The organism is Neisseria sp. P0009.S007 (genome assembly GCF_051962515.1).
In genome coordinates, this window is the sequence record NZ_JBQCVF010000342.1 from 1 (window position 1) to 1,398 (window position 1,398).

The 1,398-nt window shown below is 52.5% G+C and carries 2 protein-coding genes; both read right to left on the reverse strand.

Going from position 1 to position 1,398, the window contains the following annotated elements; translation table 11 throughout:
• Nucleotides 1-602 (reverse strand): tRNA (adenosine(37)-N6)-threonylcarbamoyltransferase complex transferase subunit TsaD (locus ACTHS3_RS13090; RefSeq protein WP_440368138.1); only part of this gene is annotated, 602 nt, incomplete at its 3' end.
• Nucleotides 603-702: 100 nt separating this feature from the next.
• The coding region (gene ccsB, locus ACTHS3_RS13095) for a c-type cytochrome biogenesis protein CcsB (RefSeq protein WP_440368139.1) at nt 703-1,398 on the reverse strand (696 nt) is incomplete at its 5' end.

Sequence of the window (1,398 nt, forward strand, 5' to 3'; positions counted from 1 at the left end):
ATAGGACGTGGGAATGTGAAGGCATCAGGCGTGCCGAGTTTGGCCAGCTCGGATAATTTGGCACCGCCGGGATAAGGCAAGCCTAAAAGCTTGGCCGTTTTATCAAATGCCTCGCCTGCCGCATCATCCACACTTTCACCCAGCAAGGTGTAATTGCCGATACCGCGTACAGCCATAAATTGTGTATGCCCGCCCGACACCAGCAAAGCGACAAATGGAAATTCAGGCTTATCGTCTGCCAATAAGGGCGAGAGCAAATGGCCTTCAAGATGGTGAACGGGGATAACGGGCTTGCCGATGGCAAATGCCAACGCATTGGCGAAGCCTGAACCGGTCAGCAATGCGCCACCCAAACCCGGGCCTTGCGTAAAGGCAACCGCGTCAATATCGGCATAGCCTACGCCTGCTTCCTTCAAGCAACCTTGCGTCAACGGCACGACACGGCGGATATGGTCACGGCTGGCCAATTCGGGGACAACGCCGCCGTATTCGGCATGCATCGCCATCTGGGTGTGCAAATGATGCGCCAACAGGCCGCGCTCAGTATCGTAGAGCGCAACGCCGGTTTCGTCGCAAGATGATTCAATTCCTAATACCAACATGGTTTGAGGCCGTTTGAAAAAAATGATTAAAAACGATTCAGACGGCGTTTTCTCCGAAAACGGAAAAAGGCCGTCTGAAATAAAGTGCGGGATAAGCTGCTTACAATGTGCCGTAAGAATGCAGGCCGCTCAAGAACATATTCACGCCGATAAAGGCAAAGGCGGTAATGACCAGGCCGATAACCGCCCACCAAGCCAACACTTTGCCGCGCCAACCTGCTACCAGCCGCAAATGCAACCAGATAGCGTAATTCAGCCAAACGATGAATGCCCAAGTTTCTTTCGGGTCCCAGCTCCAATAGCGGCCCCACGCATCGGCTGCCCACAATGCGCCGAGAATGGTGGCAATAGTAAAGAACAAGAAACCGACGGCAATCGCTTTGTACATGACTTCTTCAATGACTTGCGAGTGCGGCAGCCATGATTTTTTGCCTGCATCTTCTTTTCTGAGTGCCAGCAGTTCGGCAATACCCAGCATGGCGGCGATACAGAATGCGCCGTAGCCGATAAAATTGGCCGGAACGTGGATTTTCATCCACCAAGACTGCAAAGCAGGAATCAGCGGCTGAATGGCATGCGCCTCGCGTGAAACGCTGTACCACAAGACAAATCCGACCACAATCGCCATAAAGCTGAAGACAAAGCCACCCAGTTTTTGTACGGCAAAACGGCCTTCGTAATAGAGGTACATCAGCGCCGTAATGACCAAGAACAAGATGAATACTTCGTAAAGGTTGGAAACCGGAATATGGCCGGCATCGGGACGCAGCAGATAGCTTTCATGCCAGCGTACCAG